Source organism: Mesorhizobium sp. M1169 (assembly GCF_040318345.1).
Taxonomy (GTDB): Bacteria; Pseudomonadota; Alphaproteobacteria; order Rhizobiales; family Rhizobiaceae; genus Mesorhizobium.
Window position 1 is genome coordinate 14,763 of sequence record NZ_JAMYME010000037.1, and the last position, 25,720, is coordinate 40,482.

General features: G+C 59.9%; 18 protein-coding genes and 1 pseudogene. 7 read left to right on the top strand and 12 right to left on the bottom strand.

The annotated features are described in order from the left end of the window. Positions 1–85: 85 nt before the first annotated feature. The 8 genes from NKH41_RS26775 to NKH41_RS26810 form a co-directional block, all read right to left on the bottom strand. Positions 86–3,556 (bottom strand): ATP-binding protein, encoded by a 3,471-nt coding sequence (locus NKH41_RS26775; protein WP_352468042.1) that lies wholly within the window; start codon positions 3,554–3,556, stop codon positions 86–88. After that, positions 3,553–4,812: a metallophosphoesterase family protein gene (locus NKH41_RS26780; protein WP_023722843.1), complete on the bottom strand. Its 1,260-nt coding sequence runs from the start codon at positions 4,810–4,812 to the stop codon at positions 3,553–3,555. Before NKH41_RS26780 ends, NKH41_RS26775 begins: the two co-directional genes overlap by 4 nt. Positions 4,813–5,080: 268 nt before the next feature. After that, a complete protein-coding gene (locus tag NKH41_RS26785; RefSeq protein ID WP_352911380.1) occupies positions 5,081–8,086 on the bottom strand; it encodes a TrlF family AAA-like ATPase in 3,006 nt (1,001 codons plus the stop codon). A gap of 95 nt (positions 8,087–8,181) precedes the next feature. Beyond that, positions 8,182–8,475 carry a hypothetical protein gene (locus tag NKH41_RS26790; protein ID WP_023722841.1) on the bottom strand — a complete coding sequence of 98 codons (294 nt, stop codon included), beginning with the start codon at positions 8,473–8,475 and terminating at the stop codon, positions 8,182–8,184. Between the two features lie 170 nt (positions 8,476–8,645). Next, complete coding sequence (locus tag NKH41_RS26795; RefSeq protein ID WP_352516077.1) at positions 8,646–10,754, bottom strand: N-6 DNA methylase; 2,109 nt, start codon at positions 10,752–10,754, stop codon at positions 8,646–8,648. A gap of 82 nt (positions 10,755–10,836) precedes the next feature. Then, positions 10,837–11,643 (bottom strand): hypothetical protein, encoded by an 807-nt coding sequence (locus tag NKH41_RS26800; protein ID WP_352516078.1) that lies wholly within the window; start codon positions 11,641–11,643, stop codon positions 10,837–10,839. A 404-nt stretch (positions 11,644–12,047) separates the two neighbouring features. Next, positions 12,048–12,377 (bottom strand): hypothetical protein, encoded by a 330-nt coding sequence (locus tag NKH41_RS26805; protein ID WP_051409787.1) that lies wholly within the window; start codon positions 12,375–12,377, stop codon positions 12,048–12,050. A gap of 118 nt (positions 12,378–12,495) precedes the next feature. Next, positions 12,496–12,939, bottom strand: a complete 444-nt coding sequence (locus NKH41_RS26810) for a hypothetical protein (RefSeq protein ID WP_023722837.1) — start codon at positions 12,937–12,939, stop codon at positions 12,496–12,498. 261 nt (positions 12,940–13,200) lie between these two features. Between NKH41_RS26810 and NKH41_RS26815 the strand changes: the two genes are divergently transcribed. Continuing rightward, positions 13,201–13,407 carry a hypothetical protein gene (locus NKH41_RS26815; protein WP_023722835.1) on the top strand — a complete coding sequence of 69 codons (207 nt, stop codon included), beginning with the start codon at positions 13,201–13,203 and terminating at the stop codon, positions 13,405–13,407. On the opposite strand, the gene NKH41_RS26820 is transcribed toward NKH41_RS26815, so the two are convergent. Then, a complete protein-coding gene (locus NKH41_RS26820; protein WP_023722834.1) occupies positions 13,404–15,188 on the bottom strand; it encodes a RecQ family ATP-dependent DNA helicase in 1,785 nt (594 codons plus the stop codon). The genes NKH41_RS26815 and NKH41_RS26820 overlap by 4 nt on opposite strands. A 21-nt stretch (positions 15,189–15,209) precedes the next feature. Here NKH41_RS26820 and NKH41_RS26825 point away from each other — a divergent pair, with 21 nt between their 5' ends. Then, a complete protein-coding gene (locus NKH41_RS26825) occupies positions 15,210–15,515 on the top strand; it encodes a hypothetical protein (RefSeq protein WP_352468043.1) in 306 nt (101 codons plus the stop codon). Between the two features lie 349 nt (positions 15,516–15,864). Here the strand turns inward: NKH41_RS26825 and NKH41_RS26830 are convergent, their stop codons facing one another. After that, positions 15,865–16,896, bottom strand: a complete 1,032-nt coding sequence (locus NKH41_RS26830; protein WP_280940438.1) for an RHE_PE00001 family protein — start codon at positions 16,894–16,896, stop codon at positions 15,865–15,867. On the opposite strand from NKH41_RS26830, the gene NKH41_RS26835 reads away from it, so the two are divergent. The 5 genes and pseudogenes from NKH41_RS26835 to NKH41_RS26855 all read left to right on the top strand — a co-directional run bounded on the left by NKH41_RS26835 (position 16,804) and on the right by NKH41_RS26855 (position 23,120). Next, complete coding sequence (locus NKH41_RS26835) at positions 16,804–17,001, top strand: hypothetical protein (protein WP_031195293.1); 198 nt, start codon at positions 16,804–16,806, stop codon at positions 16,999–17,001. The genes NKH41_RS26830 and NKH41_RS26835 overlap by 93 nt on opposite strands. A 35-nt stretch (positions 17,002–17,036) precedes the next feature. Then, on the top strand, positions 17,037–18,689 hold the full coding sequence (locus NKH41_RS26840) for a TnsB C-terminal domain-containing protein (RefSeq protein WP_023722830.1): 1,653 nt from the start codon (positions 17,037–17,039) through the stop codon (positions 18,687–18,689). Between the two features lie 7 nt (positions 18,690–18,696). Beyond that, a pseudogene (locus NKH41_RS26845) lies at positions 18,697–19,574 on the top strand (TniB family NTP-binding protein). Positions 19,575–19,579: 5 nt separating this feature from the next. Beyond that, on the top strand, positions 19,580–20,647 hold the full coding sequence (locus NKH41_RS26850) for a TniQ family protein (RefSeq protein ID WP_023722827.1): 1,068 nt from the start codon (positions 19,580–19,582) through the stop codon (positions 20,645–20,647). 154 nt (positions 20,648–20,801) lie between these two features. Then, the gene (locus NKH41_RS26855) at positions 20,802–23,120 is read left to right on the top strand and encodes a TOTE conflict system archaeo-eukaryotic primase domain-containing protein (RefSeq protein WP_352549423.1); all 2,319 of its coding nucleotides are present in this window, start codon (positions 20,802–20,804) and stop codon (positions 23,118–23,120) included. 82 nt (positions 23,121–23,202) lie between these two features. Here NKH41_RS26855 and NKH41_RS26860 read toward each other — a convergent pair whose 3' ends face one another. Further along, a complete protein-coding gene (locus NKH41_RS26860; protein ID WP_023722825.1) occupies positions 23,203–25,020 on the bottom strand; it encodes an SWIM zinc finger family protein in 1,818 nt (605 codons plus the stop codon). After that, the gene (gene scpB / locus NKH41_RS26865) at positions 25,017–25,718 is read right to left on the bottom strand and encodes an SMC-Scp complex subunit ScpB (protein WP_051409785.1); all 702 of its coding nucleotides are present in this window, start codon (positions 25,716–25,718) and stop codon (positions 25,017–25,019) included. Before scpB ends, NKH41_RS26860 begins: the two co-directional genes overlap by 4 nt. Positions 25,719–25,720: the final 2 nt, after the last annotated feature.

Sequence of the window (25,720 nt, forward strand, 5' to 3'; positions counted from 1 at the left end):
CGCAAAGCGGCCATCCAAGGTTCGGCCTACGGAAGTCGTCTTTGGGTAGCAGGTGCATCAACTCATGCTACGCGACAGCAGGCAACTATCCGAGCTCGTGGATCGTTACGCCCGGCACGACAGCCTTGGCGATCTCGCATAGGTGCTGGTGATGCGTAAGGTAGATCACCTGACCCGCACTTGCCATCTCGCCAAACAGTCTGAAAACCTCCTCGGACCGGAAATGGTCGAAAGTCTCCATTATGTCATCGGCAATGAATGGCACTGAGGGTCGAAACTGGGCAAATTCGTAATACCCGGCAAGCCTCAGGGCCAGGTAGAGCTGAAAACGCGCGCCCTTTGACAACGCGTCGGCGACCTTGGACTGCCCGTCGCGCTGCAATGCGATGAGGACTTCGCCGCCCTTCACCGGTTGGGTTGCCAGGCCCGAGTACTGACCGCGCGTGATGAGCGCGAAAGCGTCAGATGCCCGCGCCATCATCCCGGAGCGATGACGCTCGCGGTATACGCGCAGAGCGTTTCCAGCCGACATAACTCCCAGTTTAAGCTCGATATAATGGACGGCCTTTTCTTCGATTTCCAGAAGGACGGTGCGACGTTCGGCATCTATTCGGGCAACAGCACTATCGCCGCCAATGGCGTCCAGTTTGTCCGCCGCTCGCGTCTGCCGGATAAGCTGTTGTTGTATCGCTTCATCAAGATCCCGAAGCCGCTGCTCGCCTTCAGCCTTTTCGATTGCAAGGCTATCGAAATCGAGAGCATTCAATATTGAACACGCCTGTTCGATCCCCTCCACAGCGAGCTCGGTCGACAACTGCTCCTCAAGGTCGGCTACAGCAGCGCGCAGACGATCTCTGTCCCGCAGCAGCTCGTCGCGTTCCACGACTTCGGATAGGGTGGTTACGCCAAAGACGCCCAAGACCTCGTTCTTGCGGCGTTCATGCGCCGCGATCTCGACATCGAGTGTGCCACGAGCATCTTGAAGGCGCTGCAGGTCATTGACGAGGTTTGCCTTCGCCTCGCGAGTGCGATCGGCGCGCTCCAGGCGCTCAGCAAGCCGGATCGCCAACTGTTCCGGTTCGTCGTCGTTCGGCGGTTCACCCGCTTCGGCTGCAGCTGCGGTAATCTCGACAATGAAATTATCTCTGTCTGCCTCCATCTTCCCGATGCGGAGCTGCATGGCATCCCGATCCTGAAGGGTTTTGGACAGTTCAGCCAATTGATCGAGTACGCTCCCCACTCCGGGCGCCGAAAGCCCGCTCTCGAGCCAGGTACCCTTAAGCGCCTCCGCAACGCCGGCCAGCCATTCTTCCTCACGCCTTTCTGCCACGTCCACGGCCCGTCGTCTGGCAGCCAGATCCTCCTCCTTCGCGCTGACTGTTCGGAGCGCCTCGGCACGTTCAGCGTCCACTTTGAGCTGCCTGTCGAGGAACAGCTCTGTGACGGCCATGATCGTCTCCAAACTCTCTTCGGAGTCAGACTGTATTCCGACGCTCTCCAGCGCCCCGCTCAACTCCAGGCGTATCTGGTCTCCCTCGTCGGCCGCCCGACCAGCCTTCTTACGTGCGACCTCGATCCCCTCCCACGCCGCGAGCGCATCGGTCCGGGCAGAAGTACGATCCTCGATCAGTTCGATCATTCGTTCAGGCGAAGATTCCAGGCTATCTCCGAGCAGATCTCTTGCCGATACGCGGATTTCCGACAGTGCTGCTTCCACGTCCAAATCGACCTGGGAAAGTTGGGCGCTCGCACGCGAGATGAAGGCCGCGGTTTCGGCAAGGCTGCGGGTCGTGGTTCGGATCTCGGCGAGCTCCCGCACGTTGGCCAGACGAACTGCTCCAACACTGTCGTCACGAGCCAACGCTACCGCGAAATCGTCCGCTGTTTCGCCCTTAAGGTCATCTCGATGCCTTGTCCAAGCCTCGTCCCGGGCACGCCGGATGGCTGCGGCGGCTTCATCGTCCGTTATGTCAACCGAGCCACGAAGGGCGTCCAGCCGCGCCGAGAGCAACTCGTGATTGGCCTGGTATTCGGCAAGACGTTCTGAAAGGACTGCCCTGCTCGTCCCAAGCTCTGCTGAGCGAGTTTTCCATGCACCAATCTGCCGGGCCGTCGGAACTGAGATCTTGGCCAGCGCCTGAGCATCTCCGGACCAGGGATGCATGCGATGGACCGCTGTTTCCCATCGAATTCCGCTCTCGTCCTCTGCCTCCCGTGCCATCTTGATCTCCTTTAGGTGCCCACTCCCCCTCGCTTTCGACAAAGCCGAGGTAAGCCTTGCCCTGGCAGGCTCGGGCACGGCCCTTTCTTCACCGACCCGTTCGCGTGCCGTCTGAAGCGCATCAAGGGCTGCCGCGGCTTCGTCTCGGGCGACGCGCACGCTGGTAGCAATTCCGGATCGCTGCTCGACCATATTGCGAACAGCACCAGCAATGGCAGCAGGCAAAATCAGGGCGGCAGGCTCTGGCTCGGAGGACCTTCCCAGTGCGGCAAGGCAAGTTGCCATGGCGTTATCGAGTATTTGCAGCTCCGTCCTGCGACTGGGCAGGTCCAAGCCTGCCGAGATATAGCGCACCTTGCGATCCGCCAGTCCGCGAACCCGCTCGGAGATTGCAAGGATCACCTCGTCCACCTCGACCGACGCGATTTTCATCGTCACTCGCTCGACTTCGTCGACGTTTGCTGACAGCCGAGTTCTCAGGCTGGCGTCCTCATCGATCATTTCGGCGACACTACCTGTCCAGGTCCGTGGCGGTGAAGCGATGTCAGGCAACTCAGCCAGCCGGGCTACCTTACGTCGGATATCCGCGAGGATCGGGACTGCGCGGAGATACTTGGCAATGGTATCGAGCCTAGCCGACAGCACCGACCGTTCGGTGATGCTGCGATCGTATTTTTCCGCCGCATCAAGACGTTCGGCCTCGAGGGTCTCGAACGTCGAAGCCAGTGTGTCGATAGCATCCTTCCGGGACTTCAGTTCCGCAAGTCGCTTCTTGAGAAGCGCGAGTTCGGTTCCGTGTGCCTGCTTCCGATAAAGCCCGTCCGCTTCTGCCTCGAGCGCGCTTAATGTGTCACTCGCGTGTCCAAGACCGGCGCTGGCCGTGAACAGGAGCTTGCCCAGGTCTCCACGCGACTCCAGTATCGATTTTCCGCCGGCTTCCAGTGTCTCGTCGTCCAACGAGAACATGGTGCCGTATGCGTCCCGGGACAGACCTGCGAGATGTGCCGCAATCGCCAGTTCGCTCACCGGCTGGCCCATTGCGTTCAACAACGAGTTGTTGCGCTGTTTCGTGCGTGAGAACGTATGCTCCTCTCCCCCGAATTCGAGCACGCCGCCGATGCGCATCGCGCTATATTCATGCAGGAAATTGTAGCGGCTGCGTTCTTCAATCCCGAACAGCAAGTCCAGATAGCCGGAAAGCGCGGTTGACTTGCCGGCCTCGTTCAGCCCGAATACAATATGCAAGTCGGGCCCGGAATCCGGTTTTGGTCCGAACTCGATCGTCCTGTCGGTGAACTTTCCATAACGAATGAGATCAAGGCGCCGGAGCCTCATTGCGATCCACCTGCCTTGAGGCGGGCCGTGACCAGGTCAGCGCCGCTGGCAAGAACCCTGTCGAGGAATAATTCCAGCGCGGCCTCGTCTTTTCCGGCGAAGTCGCGCCCGTCGGGCGGAAGGTCCGCGATGGTTTTCAGGACGAATTCCCTCGCTTCAGCACGGAAGGCTTCTGAACTTGCATCGGCGCGCATGGATTCAGCGAGTTCGAAAATCGGATCCGCGACGCCTTCGAGTGCTTCCGTCCTGGGCGGAGAGAGGCCCAGCTCGAGCTTTTCCACCCATGTGTCGCCGGCCTGTTCCGCTACCTGCTCGGCTTCGGCCAGGAGCAGGTCCCTGTCGCGGATCAGTGCCCAAGACAAAGGCGAGTCACCGGTCAGACCGAGACGGACAACAACGTGACGGGATCTGACGGAAGCCCGGATATCTTCGAGCGCGGATCGGATTCGCCCGACGACTTCTGGCCACTCGACAGTCCCTGTCAGGTCGACGTTCACCCGCTCGAATTGCGCGATACTGGTCAGCCTTTCCTCGACCTCGACGGAACGGTCGTCACGTATCGTTACCAAAGTGACTGACTTTTCGCCGGCCTCGTTTATGTCCCTGCCTTGCGGCATTCCTGGCATCACCACCGTGCTCGCTCTAGGATGAACCTTGCGGACGTGGATGTGCCCGAGCGCCCAGTAGTCAAAACCATGGCCGTGCAAGTCAGCGACGCTGCAAGGGGCGTAGACGTCGTGACCGGGCGATCCGGCAAGACTCGTGTGCATGACACCCACATTGACCGCCCCTTCACGGGCGGCTGTATACTTGGGCAGCAGACTTTCAGGTGCCTTGGGGCTTGCGAAGCTCAATCCATGGAACATGACGTCAAGACCGCCGGCCGTTTGAAGTACGGACTGGGGACGGCCGCTGAAGATCGTTACCGTGTCGGGAAAGACGAGCTGTTTCGATATCCGCGACAGGGCGTCGTGATTTCCGCGGATCTTGAAAACCCTGACGCCGGCCTGGTGGAGGCGTGTCATCTGCGATGCCAGGAACCGTGCTGTTTTCATCGAAGTCTGATCGCCATCATAAAGATCGCCGGCAATGACGAGCGCATCGACGCGCTCCGCAAGGCACAGATCCACAATGGAGACAAACGCCTGGCGACTGGCGTCTCCGACGAGTTCGGCAAGATCGGGGCTTCGCATCGCGAGCGAACGCAGCGGCGAGTCGAGATGAATATCGGCCGTATGTATAAATCGAAATGCCATTCGGCGGTCTCCGGCCACTGAACATAGGGTGTTCGACTGCGGCTCGACAAAAAATTATACGACACGCGGTGTTGGCTGTCCTGAGCTCAGGCTGCCATTCATCTAGCACTCATGCCGGCGTAGTTTCGCTAGGCTCCTATCACGTCGCAGGATGCAGTTGTCAAAGCTCTGGCGGGACTTGCTATGTGCCTTTGCACCATCGATCTAGTTCCGCTTCGCCGGCAGTTCTCACAGGGCTAAACCCTGACGCAGGCCTGACGATGCACGGCTAGAAATTATACTTTAGGCGCCTCTTAACGAACGCCGGCTGAGACCCTTTCAATACATCGACAATACGCCGGTTAATATTAGGATTTTCAATTGCGCCACTCTCGTAGGAAAACTTGTAATTCTTGGTCTTGTCGAGTTTCACATAGACGATTTGCTCGGCATCCGCACCAACAGCTAGGTTCGGGTTGTGCGTCACGAGAACGACCTGACGACGTTTCTTGGCCGTTCGAATGCAATTGGAAAGCACCGAGAAGATGCTTTGATTGTCGAGATTGTCCTCGGGCTGATCGATGATAAGCGGGATGTCGTTCTTGTCGAGCTGCAAATAGAAGACAAGCAGAAGGAGTCCTTTCTCACCCGGCGACAGCTCCTCAAGATCCTTGCCGCTAAGACGCAACTTGTACGATGGTTCAATGTATTCGAGACTGAATAGGAAGTCGTAAAACTCCTTCTGGTCGCGCACCTGGTCGGTGAACTTCAAGTCCTCCGTCTGCATCGCGTCGAGAATTCGGTCGAGGCCCGCTGAAATCGCGGCGAAATCATTCCAGCTGACATCGCGGAGGAAGTCGGACAAGGTTTGGCCCGGCTCCTTGATTTGGCCATTGAACGGGCCTCGTTTGTTTTTGCTGACCTTGGACAGAAAGCTATCCTGAAAGTCCTTACTGAGAACGAACGACGCGTCGATCTCGACGCTGAAGCCCTCGATCGCAACCTCGGATAGCTTGGTGTCGACACTCTTCTTAAGGTCGGCATAGAATTTCAGGATCTTGTTCTTGCTCGCATAGATCGCTTCGACAAGCTTACGCCTCGCCTCCCGAGCCGCGACGATTTTCGCCGGCAAATCATTGTCCAGAGCGGTGATCTGGCTCTCGATATATCGAATGGTGTTCGGTTGCGGGTCGGTTTCATTGCCCGTGATCAGGATATTTCGGCTCTTCCAGGCGTCGAGGCGCTCCAGATACTGCTGATATGCGCGCCGCGGCGCGCTAAGCTTGTCCCGCGCGAGATTGACGGCATCGACCAAATGGTCGATGGCCTTCCGGATGTCCGGCAGGCTCTCAAGGGTCGAGAAGTCAAACCCGTGCTCAAACGTTAATTCATTGTTAGCTTCGAGCTTGCCGATCTGGTTGGTCAGGTCGGCAGCAAGGCTAAGCAAGGCCGCATTCTGGATGCGCAGCGAAACGATTTGATCGGCATCAAGCCCGAATTTACCAAGATCCGATCGGATCTGCTCGACCGCATCTGCGACCCGCTTGGTAAGACTTTCAAGTGACTCATTAACACCTTCGAGAACTTGCTTTTTTCTCTTTAGCTCAGCCAGATACTCGATGGCGGGTTGCTCCCGAGAGCGCAGAGCTGTAAGCTGGGCGCTGTATTGTTCGACGGTCGCTGAAAGGACTTTCTGTTCTGGGGTTTCAATATCATCCGGTGCGTCCATCACCTCCGGCTTGGCTAAAGCGTTCAATTCATTATACTTAGCATCAAGCTGCGCTTTCAGAGTCCGGCGAAACTGCGGATCAGCTTGTTCCTCCAAGGCGACCAGATTCACGTTCTGGGCACGAAGGCGCGTCTTTAGCGCACTGGTCTCGTCCTTGCTGCGCAAAGTTTTCAGATCCTGCAACTCCTTGAAGGAGGCTTGACCCATCTGTTCGGTCTCGTCCACGTGGGAGAAAACAACGTCTTCGATCTGCCGCCGGAATTTCTCGATCTGGATTTCGTTGGTGAGTTTTTCAAAATAGTTCTGCGGCAGGTAGCGGACCAACTCCGGCTTTGTACTTTCGACATGGTCACTCAGCCGCTTCGCGGTGAGGCTTCCACTCTGCCATTCAAGCTCGGCCTCGAAGTTCTCTGCGTAGCGTCTCTGCCGAAATTTCTTGTTTTCGGGGGAGTCTGACAGGAATGCGAAGTATTCCTCAAGGCGGCTTTCGCCGAGCAGACCGATGATGTCGACCAATGCGCTCTTGCCACTTCCCTTGTTTCCGATGATTGCCGTCAGTTCGGGATTGAGTGGAAGGTCTACGTTTTTAAACCACTGCCCCTGGGCGCCATCATAGCCTCTCACCTGCCCTATCTTGAGTCCTCTGAGAATCTTCGTCGGATGTTGGATCTTTCGCGTCTCGACGGGAGGTTCTTCTCCGATGAACACCCGAGCTTCGGGCTCGTAACAGATCTGTTGCAGGCCGCGAAACGTCGTGTCGGCTTTGATCCACGTGTATGGGTAGGAGGGGATGTTTCCCTGCAGCCGCTCTAAATCTTCAAATGAATGCGCGTCGCTGCCCCAGATCACGGGCTTGGGCTCCGACTGGCCGTCGTCATAGCGATCTTTTCGCAAGAAATGGTCGCGGCTCGCGCCATAACCTAGAAAGGCGTGGCATATCCGGTCAATGTTGTCCGCTACCCTCACTTTCCGAGGTGAAGACATGTCGGTGGACTTCATGCCATCGTTCTTAGCGGGAAACGCGAGGAGATAGGGCTGGCTATCACCGAATGCTTCGTTGAGCTTCTTGTTAAGATCCTCGAACGCCACCGAGGCGGACTCATAGTCCGCAGGCTTTGAAAGTTCAGCGCAGGATATGGAGGCGCCGGAACGATCCACACCTTTCGTTGTCAGCAGCTGCAGAAATTTCTCGATCTTTCTGCGGGGACAGAACTGCTCGTCGCTGTCGAAAATCACGTGAAGATGCGGGCTGTCACTCGCTGCGTTAATTGCGTCGGAGAGGCGAAATTCGATGTTAATGAAAAATGCCTTAGGGGAATCAGGATGCCTCTTGTGGAAAGCGTCAATTATCTCGAACGACCTGTCACAGCTGAAATAGTCAGTAATTCCGAAAACTTCGATGGGAGACGCTTCGAGTGCATCAATGTACTTTTCATCGATCTCTGGAGACGAATTCCCATATCCATTGGACATCTTGGTCCCCGGTGGGTGGAGATGTAAATCCCAACGGCGCCACACTGCCCCATTCTTGGAACCTGGTTTCATTCGTCCCCCGATCTCGCCCATTTGTTAGTGCCGTCTGCAACGATTATCAACTTGTCAATTGTTGTTGCCATTGAATGTATATCGCGCTCGGCCTCTGCTGGAGGCGAGAAGGTGGATCATTTGCTCGTCCGGTTTCCCCACAATGCTTCCAAGCCCTCGCGCACTTGGTTGCCGACCCTCTCGATAACGGCGCATTCGTAAAAGTCCACGTCGATATGAATCATGTGGTCGCCCACGAGCCGCGAGGTGATCGTGACTTTGGTTTTCCCTTTGAGCGGAAAGAATTTGTCAGGTTTCACTCGGAATCTCTTGCACTGGTATTCGACCAGTGACTTCACCTTCTCGTAGTCGATCTCGTAGTCGATCTCGGGGCGAGCTGACGCCCTGGCGTGTTCCAGCTTTTCGAGCACTGCGGGAGCCGATCCGAAGCGTTCCGTGAATTTTCGTTCCAAAAGAATTGGATTGAGTCCGTGTTCCGCCGCGATTTGGTAGCAGCCGCCAGCTCGCCACCACCTTCGACTTCGCCCCGCAAATCAGCGAGAGCATCTTCCACTGCATTGGTCATGCGGATTACCCTTGATTACGACAGCAGCTCGAACACGATCTCGTTGATCTCGCGGCCTTCGTCTGTGGAATCCAGGAGTTCCCGGATATGTCGTCGCGTGGCCGCGAAATGGAGATCACGGTCGATTGCAAAGCCTGCCACAATGCTTTCGGCCGCACTGCCCAACCTCGATAGCGTCCGATGAATTTCATTATTGGCATCGTATAGCGGGATAGGCACTTCCCAGACGTGCTTGTGGATATCGCGCTCGTCCTTGCCATACGACATGAACGGCCTGGCAAGCTCCGTGGTTACAGGCGCGTTCAACACCGCGCAAAGGTAATCTGCTTCCTGGACGGAATGAACCGCAGCCCAATAGAGCCCGTTGGCGACAATGGCTCTGCGGTTATCGATTTTAGCTGCGGCGACATGCATACCAGCACGGTTGTAGACCACCCGAAGCGGGGGGATCGGAAGCTGCTTGGAAAGGGTCGTTTGATAGTCGAGCCGATCGGCAAGTGTCATCCGATCGCTTGAGCGATTGCTGTCCCACAACTCGACGGCTCGAGACCACCATTGATGCAGGCCGGGGTGCATTTCGATCTGGCTTTGGTCGAGAAGTTCTCGCGCACTGCATGGGATCACCGAAAGAAGCGGATTGCCAACCCGGTAAGGAAACACGTTGTCGCCCGTAAAATACGGCCGCACGAATTCCGACTCAATCACGCCCTCTATCGCGGGCGAGTCCTTCCACGGCTTCTTTTCTTGAACGCTTCGCGACGATTTCACCGCAACGGTGCCCTGAACCCGTCCAAGTGGTGACACCTCTTGTTTCTCGACAACAAAAGCAACTCGCGGCGTGAAGGTCGCCCCTTGCGTAAACGCCGGAGCATATGGCGATTTCGTAATCTGCCCGACCCGGCGGACTTTGCCGTCAGCCCGCACGAGAGAAAGGCGGGCTTCTTCCCAGTGGCTGTTGGGTGTCCGCAAGCGGCCAGACCAGATTTCCGCTTCTTCAGGCATCGGTCGGCTGACTTCCGACCTCGTTCCGAATACCACACTCGCCGCCCTCGGGAAAAAGTGGGGTCGTATGCGCCGGAGATCCCATGAAGGGCCGAATGAAAGCGCAAGTCCTCCAGCTCCGTCGCCATAATGCCCGCGCCGGAAACCATCATAATGATCCCGGTCGATTGCCGCATTTGGCAGCACGAGACCGAATTTGCCGTCTTTGCGAAGATAGAGTTCGCTAGCCCTTACGACAAAGAGACCCGCCAAATCCTGATGGGTCGCGATTTCTGCGCCAGCCCAAAGACCACGGGCCTCGCTCATCTTACGAAAAGTCGCCTGCATGTTTGCTGGCATATGTCGGTAAGCAAGCCATGGCGGATTCCCGATCAGCACGTCCACGCGGTTGCCTGGACGCGACATCCAGAGCGGCCTCGCCAGGTTCCGCACATAGTAGCCCCAGATATGGTCTCGTCCTTCGTCGTGAAGGCGGCACATCGTTTTGAAGGTACCATTGATAACCGCGCGGTGCTGCTCCGGAATAGCCAACCGGTTGAACACAGGGTTCAGCGAAGGGATGGGATCACCCGCTTTCCTGCCTGCCGCCTTGTTGGCCATTTCGTTCACAAGAAGGTCAAACCTGGCCGCGTCTTCGAGCAGAGCATCGGGAAAGCGGAGTTCGGAATCGAACAACTCGCGCTCGTCGTCTGCACGGATGACAAGATTTCCTGCCGACCAAAGATCGACACCCTGTTCCTGAAACTGCAGGGAGTCACCAAGGTAGACAGGAATCTGGATTACGCCGCGATCCTCGTCGGTGAGCCTTTCGCGCCCGATCGCCAGAAGATAGGTGACGCGGGCAAGCGTGACGGCGACAGGATGCAAATCCATGCCAACCACGTGCTTGGTAATCCCATCGATCATTTCCCGAATGCCGATGCCAGCGGATTCCGCGGCCGCGACATATTTTCGGATCGCGTGAAACAGGAATGTTCCCGATCCGCAGGCGGCATCTAGCACTCGTGATTCCAATGGATCAGTGACCGTCTCGGCAACGATCACATGAGCCAGCCAGTCGGGGGTGTAGTATTCCCCCAGCCGCTTTCGGGTTTCAGCGCCAATGACGCTTTCGTAGAGCACCTTGAGAACGTCCTGCTCAACAGCGCTCCAGTCGAACCGCGCCAGTCTCTTGGCAAGCGTCCTGACGAATGTGTCGCCTTCCTCAACCTCTACAACCCAATCGAATTAAATCTGGTTCGACAACGCCGTAGATGCCGCTCTCATCGAATTTATCGCCAGCAAGGAGGGCAGCAGGCGAAATGGATTCGAGATGAAGCCCGAGAACGGCGTGCGCGATGATCTCCGCCGAATTTACCAGCAGCGTGTGCTCAATAAAGAGGTCATCGGTATCTTCGAACTGGGTCCCGAGTGCCGATGTCAAAAGGCGGGCCCAAAGCGTCCGCTTCATGATTACGCTCGGGTTTGTCTTGTTCCGTTCGTAGAGTGAGGACAGCGTTGCCCGATCGAGCGCATAGGAACTGCTGCCGGCACCAAGGCGCATTTCAATGTTCTGTGCGGTCGGCGCGATGCCGTGGGCAGTCGCCAAGACACCCTCAAGCCAGACGACGAGCCTCTCGACCTCGCCAGCGACGAGCGTTATCGCGGATACCAGATGGAGGCGGTCATCAACGAGGTTGTAGCAAATCCACTCGGTGCCGTCGGTCAGCACGCCGACATATCGAAGCCCCGTCTGTGTCATGCGGCGGGCAACATAGTCCGCCAGCTGTTCTTCCGCTTCGCGCTTCGCTTTCTCACGACGAAGATCTCGCTTCACCTCGATGACGGTGGAGCCGACCTCGACGTCAATCCGCTTGCCGTCACCCACCTGGGCTTCAAGATTTACGATGCGGACATCGTCATCCTCTAGTTCGAACGGTGCAGACAGAATAAACTGTCGCACGTCCGCCTGGATTTCCGATTCCGTCCGCTTGTCGTTCCGCCGCGCTATCCGCGAAAATAATTCGAGCAATACAGTATCCGCCCCGTCAAACCGATCACACCATTCACCGTTCGCACCTCTTGTGCAACCGGAAGGCTTTTTCGTTCACTGCTGCAGCGAGCTTATGCACTCGCCATAGAACGTCTGGGTGTCCTGACCGGGAGCGCTGACGCTTACGTTCGCAGGGAGCCTTAGGGAAAATGTGAATTCTTGAGCGCCGTAGGCTGCTGTCATCAAATTCGATCCTACACTCATAGGAACGGGCTTAGTCTGGCCAACTTGAAGCGAGTTGTCGTCGGCACCCATGCCACCGCGGAATGTCAGGATCATGGGAGGCATCTTCTCGAACTGGCAACTGACGACGGTGGGTTCGGCGGCTGTCGCCATGGTTGGCAGCAGTAAGAGCCAGGCGGACGCGAGGAAACGACGCGCCATTAGAATTTGAACTCTGGTCTTGATGCCGACGCGTTCGCTTCCATTTCGACGCAGCCCTTCAGGATTGAGTAGGAACTTCCACTGACATTGGCGACTTCGTCACAATAGCTGCGAGTCTGTGATGGAACGCCAGACCACACAGGCCTGAGATCGTCGTAAGCCTCTTGTTCCATTTTCATGCATCCGTTGTAGATCATCGCTGATCCGCCGCTCACATCGGAAACGTCCTTGCCGTACCCCGCCGGGTCATACCTTGGGATCTCCTGCGCGTGCGCGTACAACGTCGACACGATGAGAAACGACGCTATTAACACTGTTCTGATTGTCATCATGCCCCTCCACGACCGCGGCGACACTCGGACAAAGAGGAAGGGAATTCAAGCACCATTCATGGCGCTCAGCGGGTACATGCCTGATCTTCCAGGCCGACAATCGGCCCTTCTACCTCTAGAATGCCTTGGTTTTGCAGAAATTGGCGTTGAAGTAGCTTACAGCAGCAATAATCCGGGACGGTTCCCGCAGGATCGAACCGTGCATACTGTCGCTGTTGCACTTGATGTATCCACCCTCCCGAGCACCGCATCCGAAGCCGGGATCCTGCCGATACTCGTAAGGTACGCCGTCCTTCTGTGGCCAATAGACCGTGCTCGAGCTGAGAGGCGGATAGACAGTCTCTTGGGTTTGCCGATTGATCATGTCGATCTGCGTCTGGAGGGTTGGTGGTTCTTCCGACAATCGCTCGAGGTTGCGTGCCCTAAACATTTCAGTGACGGGTTCACTCCCGGTGTCGGAGATCCCGCTAAAGAGAAAGGCGGCAGTCTCTGCGGATTGTGCGAAAGCGGAACCGGCATCAAAACCAGATACATCGCTACTGTCCGAAGCATTCGCCATCCCCAAGCCCGACCCTTCGTCGACACAATCACATCTATCTGAGCCCCGGCAACAGAATTATGAAGCCGTACAGCTTTCCCGTTGCTTCACTCGAGAAGCCCCTTTTTCACCACGATTTGGTACGTGTCGGCCGTCAGCTTGCCAATCGGACAGCCGCTTTCCCGGTCATCCAAGGCGGCATGTCATCGTTTGCCATGCGGCTGACGGGCGATCCGTTCAGGTGAAGGCAACCGGTACGGACGCGGACCGGTCTTTCGGCATATGGACACGAGTACTGATCACCTGCTGCTTTTCGACATCGATTTCGACAGCCTCAAGGGTGAGGTCATCTTCAAGGGCCCCGAGAAGGTGGCCTTGGCAAAGATACCCGTGAGCTGGATCGGGCAGCGTCCGGTTGCCAAAGGCATCATCCGGGCGGCTGACAAATCTGTAGACGATCGAGATCGGCTAGGGCGCATAGATCGCTAGCTGAGAACCCCGGCAACGTATCCGCTCATGCCACGCCTCTTGATTTCGGCCCGGTCGCAATGATCACAGCAAGCTCGAAATCCCATTGTGGGCGAGCGGCTCCCGAATACCCAGTCGAGAATTCTGACTGACAGACTCGGACGTTCCCTGGATTTCGGGCCTTGGAAGTAGGTCGAGATCGCCTCTCTCATACAGCTCTGCGACCTCATCATCTCGTTCACCTGGTCGATCTGGCGGAAGCGTTGTTCAAGCCTGTGTTCGCGATCGACAATCAAGACATCAGTCGATGCGACTGTTTTCTCGGCCATGAATCGAAGACGCGAGACGTCGCGGTTTACACTTGAGCCATTGTGGAACATGACAGCCACAGAGGGCCTTCCGTCCCGGCCCGCGCGGCCGAATTCTTGCAGTTGATCCTCGACAGAGGCCGACTGCTGCCAGTGGATCACCAGGCGGACGTTCGGGACATCGAGACCCATCCCAAACGCGTTCGTGCAAATGATCTGGTCGACTGACGGTCTGCTCTGCCCGAGGAATCTTTTCACGAGTTCCTGACGATCCCAAGAGGTTCCCAGCTTCGAATGGTACAACGGGACATCAAGCCCGCCATCGCATAGTGCCTGCTGCAAGTGCTCGCCGACTGCTACCGACGGCACGAAGATCATCGCCTTCTGGCCGCGGAGCTGAGGCAATCTGAGCAGAGTAGCGATTTCCGTTGCCCTGTGTTCGGTCGCACACCTCCAACGGGCGAGCGCGATGTTGGGGCGGTCTACGTCCCGGACGAAAACTACGGCATCGTCAACACCAAGCGAAGCCAGGATGCGTTCCTGCATCTCCCTCCCTGCCGTCGCAGTAAATGCGAGCACGGGTGGCGATCCCAATTTCTCCCTGACCTCACGTAGGCGGCCGTATTCAGTTCGGAAATCGCGACCCCATTGGTCGACGCAATGGGCTTCGTCGACGACCAGGAATGTTGGCTTCGTTTGCTTGAGGCGCTGTCGCTCTTCCTCGCTGCGGACGAAAAACCGCTCGGGTGCGAGATACAGCAATTTGATCGCGGATTGGCCGAGCAACGAAAACCGCGTTTGCTTCTCTTCTGCATTCAGATCGCTATTGATGAAGGTGGCCGGAATCTTTTTGGCGAGTAGGTCCGATACCTGCTCCGCCATCAGGGTCTTCAGCGGACTGACAACCATGGTGAGACCGCAACGGAGAACCGCAGGAAGTTGGAAGCACAGCGTCTTGCCGGATCCGGTTGGGCTGACGACGAGAACGGATTTGCCTGACAGGGCAGCCAGAACGATCGGCAGTTGCCCTTGGCGGAACCGATCCAACCCGAAGAGACGGAGAGCCGGGCCGAAATTCGCGACCGCTTCCGAATACTGACCGTCAGTATCCAGCCATCTGGCCAGCCTGACCGCCCATCTTTCGATAACCCTGCGTGCTAGTCCGCCTGCAAGATTTGGATGATGAGATGCGTGGCACCCATCGCAGAGGGTGATGAGGTTCGAGAGTTCGTCACTTCCGCCCATTGACCGCGGCAGGAGATGGTGAACATCAGCCTCGGCGGATTTCACGGGTGTCGAGCAGGCCACGCAGCGGTAGTTGTCGCGTTTGAGAACCAGGAGGCGAGTGACCTGCCATGTGCCTGCGTTAGACGATTGGTCCATCATCCGGTCATGCCCATCCCCCGTGAAGGTACAGACCTGTAGCAGACGTGGGTTTACCAAAGACTGACCATTGATCAGCGCCACCGCTTTGGTAGAGAATAGGCTGGGCAACGGGGGTTCTTGAATTTTATGATGCGTTGGGCAGCCGTCTGCGCGATGATGGGGCTGGCAATCTTTTCAAGTTCAGCGATAGCCGCCGAAGTCGAACTTCTCGATCTCCCGGGCGACCTCGAAATTATCAGCATCAAGGGCGAGATCACCGATGGCGCCACCGATCGGTTCCACGAGCTGGTAGAGAAAAAGGAGCGGATATCCGTCGTTCTTCAAAGTCCGGGTGGCCTGATCAAGGAAGCCCTGCAGATCGGCGCAGAAATCCCGCTCCGAAATTCTCGACAACGGTTTTCGCCGACGGCGAATGCTACTCCGCCTGCGGCCTGATCTGAGTATCCGGTGCCAGGCGTTACATGTCGCCAGATTCAAAGATTGGCTTCCAGGCAGCTTTCCGCAGCCGTCGCCGCCCGCACGATGGCAGCGAACCATTCTTTCTCGTGTGTGAACGCCTGTAAGCGCTCATCCGACCCCCTCGATTCCGGCCCTGCTCAGCCTGGCCTGACCATGCGAAGAATCCTCTGATTTGGACGGAGGTGACTGCATGGATAGAGACGGCAAAATGGGCGTCCAATTGGACGCCTCAAGCGACGGCTATGCCGGTCGGCTGGAGGTGATCGAGGGCCCGACGGGCCGGCGGCGACGCACGGACGCCGAGAACGCGCTGCATTCCCGGTCATCAGACAACGGCCCAGGCCTGGAACCGCTTTCGGCCGGTGATTTCGCGCAGATTGAGCGCACCTACAAGATCCTGCGCACCCTGCCGGCTGACCTCCAGTTCCTTCTGGACCATGGCCGTCGACACCAGCGGCCGCGCCAGGACCAAGTCTATCAGCCGCGGCAGTTGCGAGTTCGTCCGCCGCGACCGCAAGCGCCGCTCCAGCTGGCACCGCGCCAGCACCAGCCGGTCATGTTCTTTCAGCCCGGCCGATGCCGCCGCGTGGATGGTCTCGAGGACAGCGAGCAGCCGCACACTTTTCTCACGGGCGCGCCGCCGGTCCCTTTGGATAGCGCGCAAGCCGACAGAGAGACTGGCGAGATGGTTGGCGGTCGTGCCGGTCTGACGCAGCAGGGCCGCGGCCAAAAGCGGCCCGAGCCATGGCGCGTGCTGCAAGACCTCGATCTCGGTCCAGGCGTCGATAAGCAACGCGACGCGCAGCACGGCGGGCAGGTCGATTGTTGCCTGCAGCACTGCCTGCCATTCAACCAGCCGTGCATCCTCATCCCAGTCGAGGTCGTAGACCAGCGCCGGCCGGTCGTTCGCGATCGGCCTTTTTGGACCGGCCTCGATGCCGGCGAGCACCTTTGTCGATCGGGCGAGCAAGGCGTCGATTTCGGCGAACTCGTGCGCCAACGCGTCCTGCTCGGCCGACGACCCCCCCTCATCGACGCCCTCTTCAGAAGGCCAGGCACCCTCGCCGTCGCGGCCTTTTTGCGCCGGCTCCGCAGCTGCGCCGCCGCGGCCAGTCAGCGCCAAAAGCCCGTCGCGGCCGAGCGCCCAGTTCGGCTTGTTCGCAAAAATGTGGCGGCGGGCGCGCAGCACCGCATGTGCCCGGGTGAGCTCATGGGTCGGGGTGCGGATGTCCATATGGGCGTCGTGCAGGACGAGATCCTCAAGGTGCACGAGCTCGCCCTCGATCCACAGCGCGGCGGCGGCATCTGCAAAGTTCTGGCGTTCGACAAAGCCGTCGCGGACGGGCGAGCGGGCCAGCCGCTCGTCGAGGCGGGTCAGTGCCGCGGTTGTGGCTTTTACTTGCGGATTTCAATCCTGCGAATGTCATATCCGCGTTGGCTTTGGGTGGTATTGCGCGACTGATTTCTCGCTAAGAATTTCAATCATGGGGTGCCGCCTTGCAGAAGCTGGTGCAAAAGGGGCCTTCGGCCGCGTCCCGAACTGCGACCGACGACCACTGGTCGCAGGCGCGGCGGATAGCGAGCGAACTCGACAAGGTCCTCGATGGTTCCGCGCCGCGCCGATCGGCGATTGCTCGCGTAGCGGCTGAGCTGCAGTTGTCGACCCGTCAGATCTACAATCTCCTGGCGCGCTATCGTGACGACCGAACAGTAACGGTGCTCTTGCCGAAAACGGGCAACACACGCCGGAAGCGGTTGCCGTCGAAGATCGAGGAAATCATTGCTGCGACATTGCGCGAGCAGTGGCTTGTTCTGGAAGCGCCGCCGCTTGCCCCTGTCGTCGCCGAAATCCGCGCGCGTTGCGAGGAGGCCGGCCTTCGACCGCCGTCCTACATTGCCGCCGCGCGCCGCATCCCGGCTTTGTTCACGCCGGAAGAGATTGCCAAGGGGCGGTCAGCCAACCCGAAGCACCTTCGTCGCCTCAAGCCGCGGCCGGGCTATATCCATGCCCCGCGCCCGCTCGACGTCTGTCAGATCGATCACACGCCGACCGACATCAACTTCGTCGAGGTGGTCGACGGTGCCGGCATTTTCGTCGGCCGCGCCTACCTGACCATCCTCACCGACGTGTTCTCGCGCTGCATTCTGGGTTTCTGCCTGTCCCTGGAAAAGCCGTCTTCCCTCTCCGTCGCACTCTGTCTTGCGCACGCAATGTGCCCGAAGGAGCAGTGGATGGCCGCACGCGGCCTTGACCATGACTGGCCAATGCTCGGCCGACCACGCCGACTCGTCACGGACTCGGCCAAGGAGTTCAAGGGGCGGGCGTTTCAGCGCGGCTGCGAGGAATACGGCATCGGCATCCGATATCGTGACCGCGGCCGCGTCCATCAGGGTGGTGTGGTCGAGCGTCTGCTGGGCAAGCTCAATGCCGTGCTTGCTACGCACCCGGGATCGACCGGACGATCGGTGGCCGACCGTGACGAATATCCGTCCGAGAAACGTGCTTGCCTGAGCTTTGCCGATCTCGAGCGTTGCGTCGCGCTTGCTGTCGTCGATCACAATCTCCAGGAGAACGCCAAGACGCTAAAAGTGCCGCTTACCGAGTGGCAGGCACACGCGGTGGATAATCCGCGCTTCAATTACGACGCGCATGACGTCCTGCTGACGTTTCTGCCGGGTGCCGAACGGCGCCTGACGCCGCAAGGCATCAGCATGTTTGCCCTGTTCTATTACGCGCCATGGCTCGGTTCGTTCGTTCCCGAACGCGACCGGTTGGGCAAGCTGGAGATTCGTTACGATCCGCGCGACATCAGTCATGTCTATGTCCGCGACCCCGCAGGTGTCGCCTTTCGCTCGGTCCGGCGCCGTGACGGGATTTTGACGCCGGTCACCCTGTGGGAGCACGAAAGCGACCGCGCCAACCGCCGGATGGCGAATGCCCGGTCGAATGTCGAGAAGGTCCAGCTCCGCCGTGAGATTGCGTCCGTTGCCGGAACCGCCAAGCACAAGAAGACGGAATTGCGCAACGCCGTTCGCGCTGGCCATGCGGCGGGAGCTTCCAAGCCTTATGAGGCAATGGCGCCGGTGCCGCCGGCCCCGGTGGAGCACCCGGTGCGTCAAAAGCGGCGGCTGCCGATCGAAGAATGGTAGCGCGTGAATGGCCGATCATCTTCTCGACCATGTACGGCCCTATCTCGATGGAAACATCGAGGAGCGGATCGCCTTCATCCGCTCGCCGCGCTGGATCGGCCATCACGCGGCGCTGGACGCTCATGAGCGGTTGGCCGACTTGCTTTCCCGTCCGGCTGCACTGCGCACCGGCGGCCTGATGCTGATTGGTCCTTACGCCAACGGCAAGACGATGGTCGCCGAGCGATTCGCAATCGAGCATTTGAGGATGTCTCCGACGCAACGGGTCTGGATCGTGCAAACCCACGAGGGCGCGGGGCTTGCCCATTTCTATGCCAGCGTCCTTCAGGCGCTGAAAGCGCCGATCGGCAACGTCCGCAATGTGGTCGGAAGGCTGCGCAACTCGATCACTTGCTCGCCAGCCTCGCGCCCCGAATCCTGATCTTCGACGAATTCCACAACGCGTTACGCGGCCGCACCCGCGACGTCGAGGCGATCTTCGCCTTCCTGCGTCGGCTTGGCCGGATTCACGACATCTCGCCGGTGCTGATCGGTGAGGTCGCCGTCTATGACTTTATCAATGCGACCGATGAAATGGCGAGCCGGTTCGAGCTGTGCGCGGTCCCGCGGTGGCGCTATGGCGAAGAATATCTGGCGCTCCTCGACAGTCTCGAGGCGGCCCTGCCGCTCGCCAAAAGCTCCGACCTGTCGGAGGAAGAGATGGCGCGCAAGATCTTTTCGCTCTCGGAGGGCCTGATCGGCGAGGTCGTCGCCATCCTCACCAAGGCGGCGGCGGTCGCCGTCCGATCCGGCGCCGAGTGCATCTCGATGGCGATGATCGATCGGTTAGGCCACATTCCACTCTCGGCCCGTCGTCAGGCGCCGGTGCGCGAAGCCCTGCTATAGCGGCTATGACCGGCACGGCCGAGTTCGCGATCGAAGTGCAGTCGCACTACCGGGAGATTCATTCCGACCGCTGGCCAGTCGTGGTCGTGCCGCAAGCGGATGAGCTGCTATCGAGCTGGCTCAATCGCCTGGCGTTCGCCAATGGCATCGCACCGCGCCATTTTGCCGACGTTTTCGGGATAGACGGCGGCATGTGGTCGGCGCGGCTCGATCTTGCGCTGCCGGATGGCGCGGCGCGCCTGCTTCATCACTATTCCGGAGTTGCGCGAGACACTTTGGCTGCAATGACCCTTGCGCAGGATGAGCGCACGCGCCTCCTGCTACCACTGCGCCAGACCGGCCACCGAGGGCGCTCGACCTGGCTGCAATTCTGCCCTCAGTGCCTCACCTCCGATTTGGCGCCTTACTTCCGCCGGCGGTGGCGGATGGCGAGCAGTATCTCCTGCCCGATGCACGGCTGCGGGCTGCGTGACCGGTGTCCGTCTTGCGGCAGCGGCACTGCAGCATTTAATCAATCGGGCCTTATTCCGCAGCATCATTGCGCCACTTGCCATTTCGACCTGAGAACAGCCGCGAAAGTCAGCGTGAAAGCGGCAACGCGGCGTTTCGAGCGCTGCCTTCATGACATGCTCCGCATGGAGGCCGCCAAGGGCTTTCTCGCAAAGAGTTCGCTGATCGCGCGACTCCTCAGCCTTCCGACGGCCGTTGATCCCGGCTCGGCCAGGACGCTGATCAACCTATCTTCAGCCGCGCGCATCCGCTGTTTCGACCAAATAGCAGAAGAATGTCACGATCATCTGACGGCCGGGACGGAGGCTTTCGAAATCATCTTCTGGCGTCAGCGCATTCTCGCCGCCGGTAGCCTTGCTGCAGCCTTGCAACCGCTCTGCCAGTGGATGCGCAAGCGTGTCATGATCGAGGACGAAGCTCCCCAAAGGACGATTGATATCCAGGGCGTCGATCTTTCTGCCCTGATTGGCGCTTATCGACGTGTTAGAGAACGGCAGTTAGGTGGTCATGGTACCAGAGCATATCGGCCTGTTGGAGGCCGAGCTGACATATCTGGCGTTTGATTGACAGACAGTGGTTCAGGCTGTGTCGAAATGCGATTTTGAAAGAGACGATGAGATTGACCGTATCCGTGCCCGCCTGGAATCGCTGGCTGCGGAGCGACGAGCCCTTGAAGCAAGACTTGTCGAGCTTGATCAGCCACAGGCACTGCTCCCCTTGGCGGACCTGTCCGCGCCTTTCGCCGAAGCCGCGCCGGTCACCAATGCGTCAACGGCGGTAGACAAAATTGCTCTGTTCCGCCGCCTATTTGCTGGCCGATCGGACGTGCATCCGGTCCGCTGGGAAAACAGGAAGGCGGGGCGGTCGGGCTATGCGCCGGCCTGCGCCAATGAGTGGGTGAAGGGAATCTGCGGCAAGCCGCGGGTAAAATGTGGCGAATGTCCACGTCAGGCCTTCATTCCGGTCTCCGACGACGTAATTGAAAACCATCTGCGTGGCGCGACCGGGTCGCGACGCGGCTCCGAGAACTTCGTTGCCGGGGTCTACCCGCTGCTGCTCGACGAAACCTGCTGGTTCCTGGCGGCTGATTTCGACGGCGAGAGTTGGTCCGCGGATGCAATCGCCATGATGGAAACTTGCGATGCCAAGGGCATTGATTCCGCGCTCGAGCGGTCGCGGTCCGGCAATGGCGGGCATCTCTGGATTTTCTTCTCCGAACCGATCCCGGCGCGCACCGCGCGACAGCTCGGCTCCCTCCTCGTGACCGAGACCATGGAGCGACGCCCGGAAATCGGCGTTGCTTCTTACGACCGCTTCTTTCCAAGCCAGGACACCATGCCTATTGGCGGATTCGGGAACCTCATCGCCCTTCCGCTGCAGCGGCGCGCGCGGGAACAGGGCAACAGCGTCTTTGTCGATCGAGATCTGCGTCCCTATGCCGACCAGTGGGCGTTCCTGTCGTCATTGCCGCTTCTGCCCGCCGACGCGGTGAGCCGCTTGGTAGACGAGGCGGAGATGCGGGGCCGCGTGCTCGGCGTGCGATTGCCGGTCGAGGACGAAGCAGCGGATGAGCCCTGGCGGATGACGCCTTCCAGGCGTGCTCCGATCGTAGTCACCGAGCCGCTGCCAGACCGAATCAAGATCGTGCTCGCGGATCAGGCCTATGTCGAACGCACCGGCCTGCCCGCCACCATGGTGGCGCGGCTCATTCGGTTGGCTGCTTTCCAGAATCCGGAGTTCTATCGCGCCCAGGCCATGCGCCTGTCGACCTTCGGCAAACCCCGGATCATTTCCTGCGCGGAGGTGCATCCGAGTCATGTCGGCCTGCCGCGCGGCTGTCTGGACGAGGTGATCGGCCTGATCCGGAATCACGGCGGTGACGTCGACCTGGAGGATCGCCGGGAATCGGGAGCTTCGCTTCCCGAAGGCACACGGTTTCTCGGCGCGCTGAGGGGCAGGCAGGTCGAAGCCAATGAAGCGCTGGCGGCGCGCGACTTTGGCGTGCTAGCTGCCGCCACGGCATTCGGCAAGACGGTCGTCACCGCGGCACTGATCGCGCAGCGCGCCCGCAACACGCTGATCCTCGTGCACCGCCGAGAACTGCTCGCCCAGTGGGTCGAACGTCTGAAAGCCTTCCTCGCAATTGACCCGCAGCATATCGGCGTCATTGGCGGCGGGCGCCGCAAACCGACAGGCATTATCGACATCGCGCTTATCCAGAGCCTTGTCCGGCGCGGCGAAGTTTCGGATCTGGTGGCCGACTACGGCCATCTCGTCGTAGACGAGTGCCATCATCTGTCCGCAGCAAGCTTCGAGCTGGTGGCGCGGCGCGCCAAGGCGAAATACGTCCTCGGCCTGTCGGCGACTGTCGCGCGCAAGGACGGGCACCATCCGATCATCTTCATGCAATGCGGACCGGTCCGGTATCGCGCGAGTGCGCGCCACCAGGCAATCGAAAGCACATTGAGCCACCGTGTCCTGGAACGATCGACCACATTCCAGCTTCCGCTTTCCCTTGCGAACATGGAACGCCCCTCGATGCCAGCAATCTATGCCGCGCTTGCTGTGGACGAGCCCCGCAACGATCTGATCTTCGACGACGTGCTGAAGGCGCTGGAAGCGGGGCGGTCGCCGGTCGTGCTGACCGAACGGCGGGATCATCTCGAACGCTTGCAGGCGCGATTTGCCAAGTTTGCTCGCAATCTCGTGGTCCTGCGCGGCGGCATGAAGGCTGCGGACCGCAATGCGGCCGAGGCTGCCCTTCGCGTATCGGACGATCAGGAACGGCTCATTCTGGCGACAGGCCGCTATCTCGGAGAAGGCTTTGACGACCATCGGCTCGACACGCTGTTCCTGACCATGCCGATCTCGTGGAAGGGGACGCTCGCCCAGTATGTCGGGCGCCTGCATCGCGAACATCAGGGCAAGTCCGACGTTCTCGTCTATGATTATGTCGACGGGGCCGTGCAGGTTCTGGCGCGTATGGCCGCGAAGCGGCGGACCGGATATCGGACCCTTGGCTACCGTCTGGAATAGCGTCGGTCAGGGTCTATCGACGATGTTGCCGCGTTCGTGCGACGATATGGCGGTTTGGCTCTCCAAGGCCGTCCGGCCATGCCTATGCGCCCGGGCGCAACGCTTGGAGCAGCGGCTTGAGCTTGTGCTTGCGCCGGTGTTTTTCGATAAGCTTGTCGATTCTTTCGATCCAGTCGTCGAACCGGCCCGCCGCATCATAGGCGAGCACCGCCTTTTCCAGCCACTGCGCCGCCAGTTCGTAGAATCCGGCCTGGCCCGAATCCATGACGTTGACGGCCATGCGCTCGCAGACATCGATGACCCAGTCGGGATGGCTGGCGTGCGCCGCCTCGGCGAGGCGCATAAGAACCGTATTGGACGGATTGCGCAAAACGTTCTCGACGTCGACGGACCGCACCGCCTCGTCGATCCTGCCTTCGTTCAGGAAAATCTCGGTCCGGTCGTGAGCGTGTTTCGCCGCCGCCAGCTTCGCGAGAAGGCGGGCGCGCATCGCCGTCCATTCCGGTCCGGCCAGGGTCTCGGCCGCCCGAAAATCATCGAGCGACAGACTGTGCTCGAAAGCGGCGCCCGCCGCCGTCAATGCGGGTTCTCTCCTGGCCAGCGCGGCGGCGCAATCGCGCAGCCAGCGCGCGAGACCGACAATCCCATAGGAGCGGTCCTCTTCCGCCTTCAGCGTCAGACCCCATTCGGCCAGTTCCAGCGCCTCGTCGATCTGTCCCGCCTCCTTCAAGACCTGTGAGAGCAGCAGAACCTCTTCGGCGGAGCGAAACTGTTTCCGGGCATAAGCGGCAGCTTCCGCGACACGTGCCAGCCGCACGAGCATCGCGGCATGATCGCCATGCCGTCCCGCCGCTCTGGCGAGGTTGAGAAATTCCTCCGCCCGCCCGCCGATATCGAGCACCCGCAGCCGGGCTTCCGTCAGCCGCTCCATGATCCAGTCGCCCAGGCCCGAGAGCGGCCAGGTTCGTCCCCGGCCGGCCATCACGTCCGCAAGACCGATCTCATCCCAGCCCTGTTCGAGCGCATCGATCGCGACCTGCAGATGGTCGTCGAGGCCGTAGCCGTCGAGTTCGCCCTGCCAGACATCGAGCCGCGCCATCAGGTCGTCGCGTTCGCCAGGTGCGAGATCGCTCATCAGGACCGCCTCGGCGATCAGTTGGCCGAGCACGGGAAAAAACTCGTGCAGCGTTTCGTCCCAGTCGGCCTGTTCGAGCCATGCGGGCACCAGGGCCTCGGTGACCGGCTCCAAAATGGCGAGGGCGTTGCGACCGTCACCCGCCTCGAGGAAAGGCCTCGCCTTGTCGATCAGCGCCGCGACGCCGTCCTCGTCGATCGCGGGGACATCGTCGCTCCAGCCGCGTCTTCGGGAATTGCGCCCCGACAGCAGCGCCTCAGCCTGCCGTCTGATCGGTTTCGGATCGACGGCGGTGCGACGCGCACCCGCCAAAAATCCGTCCGGCGCGCCGACGGCCAGTTCCGCCTCGAGCCAGAGCACCAAGCCCGGATCCTCCTCGGCCCGGCTGATCAGCAGCGCCGCCAGCGCCGCCCGATCGAGGTCCCGGAGCATGTCCGCGAGCGGAAGCCTTTCCACGACCTCGCCCGGCTTGGCAACAAACTTCAGGAGCACGGCGACGACATGCTTGCAGGCGCCGCCCCAGTCGTAGGGGCAGGAGCAGCGTGTCTCGATCACGCCGCGCGTGTCGGCGACGCCGCCATCGCGGAGCCTGACCGACACGACGTAAGGCGCGAATTCGCTGCCTTCGACCTGCGCGGTCAGGACATCGCCGCGGCGCACGAGTTCGGAAACAGCCCCGCTGCGAAAGTAGCTTTTGCCGCGCGCGAAGGATTCCTCGGTGGCGAGGGCACGGATCGTGTCTTCCCCGAATGGCGGTGGCGTCATGGCAGCCCCTGCTCCTCCGCCTCTGCGTCTTCGCTGACAATGCCGAGCGCGCCGGACAAGTCGGCGAGCAGTTTTGCCTTGTCGAGCAGGCCGGCGTCCTCGAGCTTCTCCATGTCGGGGAGATCGCGCAGCGTCTCGAAGCTGAAGTGGGACAGGAAGGTCTTCGTCGTCACATAGGTGTAGGGCGCCCCCGGCTGCGGCGCGCGCGGTCCGGAAGCAATGAAGCCGGCGCCGCGCAGATTGCCAATGAGGTCGCGGCTGATCTCGCGGCCGAAAAAACCGGACAGCTCGGCGCGGGTGATCGGCTGGAAATACGCCACCGTCATCAGCACCAGCGCTTCCGATTGCGACAGGTCGACGGTCTGTTCGCTGACGCCCGAAGCGGCGCGGATAGCGTCTGAAAAAGCCGGCCGGGTGCGGTGCTGCCAGCCGTCGGCGACCGCCACTAGATCGTAGGGTCGGCCGCGCAGTTCGGCGCGGATGTCGTCGATCAGAAGATCGAGATTGCAGTCGCGGCCCACCATCCGCGCAAGAACCTCCCGCGACACCGGCTGGTGGGAAGCGAAAATGACGGCCTCGACCCGCCCCATCCATTCACGCCACCGAACCTCCGGCGGCAGGTGGTCGAGATCTCGGTCAAGCAACAGTCGTTGCCCATCCCCATTTCCTCGGCGAGCCTTCGTCGGACGCGCCGCCATCA

Coding starts and splice junctions, on each gene's coding strand:
- NKH41_RS26785 (WP_352911380.1), bottom strand. CDS start 8,086: ATGGGCGAGATCGGGGGACGAATGAAACCAGGTTCCAAGAATGGGGCA.
- NKH41_RS26860 (WP_023722825.1), bottom strand. CDS start 25,020: ATGACGCCACCGCCATTCGGGGAAGACACGATCCGTGCCCTCGCCACC.
- NKH41_RS26825 (WP_352468043.1), top strand. CDS start 15,210: ATGCGTTGGGCAGCCGTCTGCGCGATGATGGGGCTGGCAATCTTTTCA.
- scpB (WP_051409785.1), bottom strand. CDS start 25,718: ATGGCGGCGCGTCCGACGAAGGCTCGCCGAGGAAATGGGGATGGGCAA.
- NKH41_RS26775 (WP_352468042.1), bottom strand. CDS start 3,556: ATGAGGCTCCGGCGCCTTGATCTCATTCGTTATGGAAAGTTCACCGAC.
- NKH41_RS26815 (WP_023722835.1), top strand. CDS start 13,201: ATGGACACGAGTACTGATCACCTGCTGCTTTTCGACATCGATTTCGAC.
- NKH41_RS26805 (WP_051409787.1), bottom strand. CDS start 12,377: ATGACAATCAGAACAGTGTTAATAGCGTCGTTTCTCATCGTGTCGACG.
- NKH41_RS26850 (WP_023722827.1), top strand. CDS start 19,580: ATGACCGGCACGGCCGAGTTCGCGATCGAAGTGCAGTCGCACTACCGG.
- NKH41_RS26780 (WP_023722843.1), bottom strand. CDS start 4,812: ATGGCATTTCGATTTATACATACGGCCGATATTCATCTCGACTCGCCG.
- NKH41_RS26810 (WP_023722837.1), bottom strand. CDS start 12,939: ATGGCGAATGCTTCGGACAGTAGCGATGTATCTGGTTTTGATGCCGGT.